Annotated in this window: 4 protein-coding genes; 1 reads left to right on the plus strand and 3 read right to left on the minus strand. The window is 52.0% G+C overall.

Annotated features, from left to right (window positions below; all coding sequences use genetic code 11):
• Window positions 1–103 precede the first annotated feature (103 nt).
• Window positions 104–1,393, minus strand: a complete 1,290-nt coding sequence (locus tag DBO31_RS04570) for a M18 family aminopeptidase (RefSeq protein ID WP_075582199.1) — start codon at window positions 1,391–1,393, stop codon at window positions 104–106.
• A gap of 27 nt (window positions 1,394–1,420) precedes the next feature.
• Complete coding sequence (locus DBO31_RS04575; RefSeq protein ID WP_059077135.1) at window positions 1,421–2,332, minus strand: LysR family transcriptional regulator; 912 nt, start codon at window positions 2,330–2,332, stop codon at window positions 1,421–1,423.
• Between the two features lie 122 nt (window positions 2,333–2,454).
• Here DBO31_RS04575 and DBO31_RS04580 point away from each other — a divergent pair, with 122 nt between their 5' ends.
• Window positions 2,455–3,468, plus strand: a complete 1,014-nt coding sequence (locus DBO31_RS04580; RefSeq protein WP_059077136.1) for a YeiH family protein — start codon at window positions 2,455–2,457, stop codon at window positions 3,466–3,468.
• Window positions 3,469–3,581: 113 nt separating this feature from the next.
• On the opposite strand, the gene DBO31_RS04585 is transcribed toward DBO31_RS04580, so the two are convergent.
• Window positions 3,582–4,343: an alpha/beta hydrolase gene (locus tag DBO31_RS04585; RefSeq protein WP_150824553.1), complete on the minus strand. Its 762-nt coding sequence runs from the start codon at window positions 4,341–4,343 to the stop codon at window positions 3,582–3,584.
• Between the last annotated feature and the right edge of the window lie 232 nt (window positions 4,344–4,575).

Genomic DNA, 4,575 nt, shown 5'->3' on the forward strand with positions numbered 1-4,575 from the left:
AAAATAAGTTTTCATCGAAATATACCGTCCCCATACTAAACAGACAAGGCTTATCGCATGAAACAGTTGCTATCATGCGGTAAGCCTCGTTTGCTTTTCCCGGTTACCGGCTGAAGAACAGGGTCATCAGTTTTTGCAGGGCTTCCTGGTCTGCTGCTCCCATGGTTTCCCGGGCAGAGTGCATGGCCAAAAGTGGCAGTCCGATGTCCATGGTGCGCATGGGCATGTTGGCCGACAGGAGAGATCCCAGGGTAGAGCCGCCGCGCATGTCCGAGCGGTTCAGGAAAAACTGACAGGGGATATCTTGGCTTTCGCAGAGGCTGCGGGCGATGGCAATCGCCTCGGCATCGCCGGCATAGGTCTGGCTGCAGGCTATTTTCAGGACCGGACCGCCGTTGAGGACGGGGAGGTTGGTGGGATCGGTTTTATCGGGATAGTTGGGGTGGTACGCGTGGGCGGCATCGAGGGAGAAGACGTATCCGCCGCTCATATCGGCCCATAATTCCGATTCCGTATATCCGAGTCCGGTGTATATCCGCTGCAGGATCTGAGGGCAGACGAGTGATGCGGCCCCCTGCTTGCTGCGGCTGCCGACTTCCTCATTGTCAAAGAGGGCGATGAGATTGATTCCATCCGTACTGGTGCCATGGATCAGGCCCATGAGGCAGGCATATACCGATGTCTGGTTATCCAGGCGGGAGGCGGAAATGAATTCATTATTCCGCCCCAAGAGACAAGGCGGTTCTGTCGGATACACCGTCAATTCGTACGACAGGATATCGGCTGCCTGCAGGGAAAATTCGTCTGCCAGAAATTGCAGGAAAACGGACCGGTCATCGCCGGAAGAATCCCGGTCAGTCAGGGTGAACAAGGGGAGCATGTCTTTCTGGGGATTCAGTTTTTCCCCTTCATTTACCGTGGGATTCATATGGATTGCCAGGTGAGGAATCGTAAGGAGAGGGCGGCGGGCATCGACATAGCGCACATCCGGATGATAGGCGTCGTCACTGCGGAGCACGATTTTACCGGCCAGAGACAGCGGGCGGTCCAGCCAGGTGTTTCGGATCATGCCGCCATATACTTCGACATTGAGTTTCCCGTACTGCTGTGTCTGAATCGCCGCATGGGGCTTGATGCGCAGACAGGGGAAATCCGTATGGGCCGTGGCGATGTGCAGGTGACTACGCGGCTTCCTGCCGATGCGGAATGCCAGGAGCGTCGAACCGAATACGCGGGTATAGTATGCCTTTCCCGGCGTCAGTGACCACGTATGAGATAAGGAAAGAGGCGTAAATCCTTTTTCTTCCAGCAGGGAAATACCTGCTTTAACCGAGTGGAAGGGGGATACGGCCTTTTCCAGAAAATCAAATAATCCTGCTTGTACACGATTCATAGAACAAACCTCCGTTTCTTAACTATCTCAGATACCCTCGCCGGGGTGGGTCCCCGGCAGCCAGTTTTGGATGGTGAGGCATTCCCGGATGATGTGGGTCATGGATGGCGTGAGAAATTTATCTTTATGGTAGACGATTTGGAAGATACGCTGAAATGAAAGGCCCGGCAGGGGAAGTTCACATAGAAGTCCCTCTTCGATTTCCCGTTGTACCAGGCGGCGCGAGAGAAAGGCTGTCCCCAGATTGGCTATGACGGCTTTTTTGATGGCTTCGGAATTATTGTAGACGCCGCAGACATGATAGGGAATGGCGTGATCGTCCATGATGCGGGCAAACAATTCCCGCGTGCCGCTGCCAGACTCTCTCAGAAATACGGGGATATGGTCCAGATCGTGGCACTGGCGGATTTCCTTCCGGCTCCAGGGATTTTGAGGAGCGGCAATGGCCGTCAGTTCGTCTGTCAGGAATGGAAGGGCCGTGAGGTAAGGAGATGTCAGGCGGCCTTCGATGAGAGCCAGATCCAGTTTATCTTCCATAAGCCGTTGTTCCAGTTCTTTGGTGTTGTGGATTTCTGAGAGGATTTCCTGCCCGGGCAGCCGTACGTGTTCGTGCTGCAGTAATTCGACCAACAGGACTTCCCCTATGGTAATGCTGGCACCCAGACGTATGGGAATCTGATTTTGCAGGGATTTCATCCCCGTTTCTGCTTTTTCGATGAGGGATGTAATCTGGTAGGCATATTGCAAGAGGTGCTGGCCGGCAGCAGTCACGAAGATACGCCGGCCCAGACGATGGAACAGCAACAGCCCATAGTGATCTTCCAGTTCATGGATGGCCTGGGTAATGGATGGCTGGCTGATGTGCAGCTGCCGGGCAGCGTGGGTCATATTCATGGTTTCGCAGACGGCGATAAATATTTGTAAGTGGCGGATAGTCATGAGATTACCTCTGTTAGTATAAGTATTTACTTATGGTATATATTATATATCGGTATTTTCCATATGAAAAGAGGCGCGGTATACTTATTCCATCGCAACGAGAAATAGAGGAGTGGACAAAAATGAGTAACATGAAATTTGTGGAATGGCATCGCGCCTCTGTCGGGGTCATCCTGACACTGGCTTGTTCCCTGGCAGGCTGGCAGCTGGCAAAGCTGCCGGGGTTTTCCCTGATTGGCCATCTTGTGCTGGCTCTGCTTCTGGGTATGGCGTTTCAGCTCTTCCGTACGCTGACCCTGACGGCCCGGGAAAGCACGGGATTCATTGCCAATAAATTTTTACGGGCCGGCATTATCCTGCTGGGATTCAAACTGAATCTGGTCATCCTGATGACGTCGGGGCTGCACAGTCTGGAAGCGGCTGTCGTCGTCGTTGCGGTGATGATCCTCATCAATTATGGCATGGCACGGTTATTCCGGGTTGATCATACGCTGGCACTTCTTACGGCCTGTGGATGCAGCATCTGCGGGGCTGCGGCCGTCATGGGTATATCGGGGACGGTAAAAGCCAAAGCCAGCCAGTCTGTCCTGGCCGTAGCTGTCGTGGCCGTACTGGGAACGGTATTTACCCTGATCGAAGTCGGACTGCAGCCGCTGCTGGGATTTACGGACAGCCAGTTCGGTGTCATGGCCGGCCTCAGCCTTCATGAAATCGCCCATGCCGTGGCTGCCGGCGGCAGTGCAGGGCCGGTAGGAACGGATAGTGCCATCATCGCCAAGCTTTCCCGTGTCCTGTTGCTGGCCCCGGTCGCCATTATCGTGGGGATTCTCGAAGCCTGGCGCAACCGGCGGAACGACGATAGCAAGCAGGACATGAAAATCCCCATTCCCTGGTTCATGGGAGGGTTCATACTGGCCAGTGCCATCGGTTCGTATGTGCCGGCTGTTGAAATACTGGTCCCGTATTTTGTACAGGCGGCCTATGTCATTCTGGGAATGGCTATGGCGGCATTAGGCCTGAATGTCAATTTCAGCGTCATTGCCAAAGAAGGGGTCCGTCCCATGGCGGGAGCCTTTTTGTGCTCCTTTATCATACTGGGGCTGGGCTGGTTCATTGCCTCCCATTATTTTATCTAAATATATGCTTCATAAATATAAAGAGACTGCCTATTGTGATGATCCGTTGCGTCAGATTACTGAATCTGGCGCAGAATCATACAGGGGCAGTCTTTTTTGTATATCCGTCTGTATCAGCTGAAAAATTCGATGATCTTGTGAATAGCCAGGGCCATGTGATTCGGGTTCTGGAAGGGGTGGTTGGCGCCTTCCACGGGGATGAATTCGATTACGTTGTTTTCGGCGAACCGCTGGGATGCTTTTATAGGGACCATTTCGTCCTTTGTCCCGTGGATGACGATCATGTCGTCGGCATAGTCGAAATACTCCTGCTTCATAATATCGAAATCCCGGAGCGAATCGAGGAAGTGCTGGTCGATTTTCATCTTCCGCTCAAACCCGATCTGGATTTCCTTTCCTTTGTGGAGTTTAGTCTTATCTGCTTCGGGAATAAAATCGCACATAGTCTGATACATATTGACGGCCGGGCAGCGCAGGGCTATTTTTTTAAAAGGATTTCCCCGTTCAATCAGGTAGCGGAGCGTGACGTAGCCACCGAAACTGGTGGAGTAGATGTAAAGCGTTTCCGCCTGAAGTTCTTCACGGGCGTACTGTATGACCAGATCGAGATAGGTCATGCATTCTTCGATGGTCAGTTTTTTCCGGGCGTCCTCTCCATGGCAGGGCCAGTCAAAGGCGAGGGCCGCATAGTCACTGTATTTCGATGCAAGATGTTCGCCAAAATGCTGTGTACCGGCCGTGTCTTTACTGCTTCCGAATCCATGGGTGACCAGGACGATATGAGAAAAGGTGCGGGCCGTTTTCTCATGGTCACTGAAAATCAGCCGGCAGCGGATACTATAGCCGTCTTTATTAATGTCAAATCGTTTTTCCATGACGTAATGCCTCTTTTGAGTGTTAAAATTTGTATTTGTTACGAAATAAGTATAGCAGAAATTGCCTGTTTAGAAAATATGCATGGTTTATAATTAAATGCTATGGACAGACTGCTGCACCTGTATCGCCACAGTGCCCCGGGTGTGGTACAATGACCTATAGGAGAGCTATGCTTTCCGATACAGTTGACTGATAAGTGAGGCGCTATGGTATGAAAACGATTACGACAGA

Source organism: Megasphaera sp. DJF_B143, assembly GCF_900320625.1.
Lineage (GTDB): Bacteria > Bacillota > Negativicutes > Veillonellales > Megasphaeraceae > Megasphaera > Megasphaera hexanoica.

What these genes read in the sequence shown, in the direction of transcription:
- DBO31_RS04570 (WP_075582199.1), bottom strand. Translation starts at nt 1,393, where the DNA reads ATGAATCGTGTACAAGCAGGATTATTTGATTTTCTGGAAAAGGCCGTA.
- DBO31_RS04575 (WP_059077135.1), bottom strand. Translation starts at nt 2,332, where the DNA reads ATGACTATCCGCCACTTACAAATATTTATCGCCGTCTGCGAAACCATG.
- DBO31_RS04580 (WP_059077136.1), top strand. Translation starts at nt 2,455, where the DNA reads ATGAGTAACATGAAATTTGTGGAATGGCATCGCGCCTCTGTCGGGGTC.
- DBO31_RS04585 (WP_150824553.1), bottom strand. Translation starts at nt 4,343, where the DNA reads ATGGAAAAACGATTTGACATTAATAAAGACGGCTATAGTATCCGCTGC.